This window comes from Pseudomonas sp. 65/3-MNA-CIBAN-0223, assembly GCF_040310425.1.
GTDB classification, from domain to species: domain Bacteria; phylum Pseudomonadota; class Gammaproteobacteria; order Pseudomonadales; family Pseudomonadaceae; genus Aquipseudomonas; species Aquipseudomonas gregormendelii.
The window spans coordinates 1-244 of sequence record NZ_JBEOPV010000306.1 but is presented as its reverse complement, the minus strand read 5'-3'; the positions used below and the strand labels follow the sequence as shown (position 1 = coordinate 244).

At 44.3% G+C, this 244-nt stretch carries 1 pseudogene; it reads left to right on the top strand.

Going from position 1 to position 244, the window contains the following annotated elements:
* Positions 1-244, top strand: a pseudogene (locus AAEZ09_RS28995) (N-acetylglucosamine-6-phosphate deacetylase); the annotation flags it as partial.

The following is a 244-nucleotide window of genomic DNA, read 5'->3' as shown; positions in this document are numbered from 1 at the left end:
GGGCACAGCAATGGGACTTATCAACAGGCCACTGCGGCGATTCGACACGGCGCCTCTTCTGCCACGCATCTATTTAATGCAATGACATCTATTAGCGGACGAGAGCCCGGCGTAGTAGGTTCAATTTACGATAATAATATCTACGCAGGCATTATCGTCGATGGTTTTCATGTAGCTTACGAAAATGTACGTTTATCAAAAAGAATCATGGGTGATAAATTAATACTAGTGACCGATGCAACTG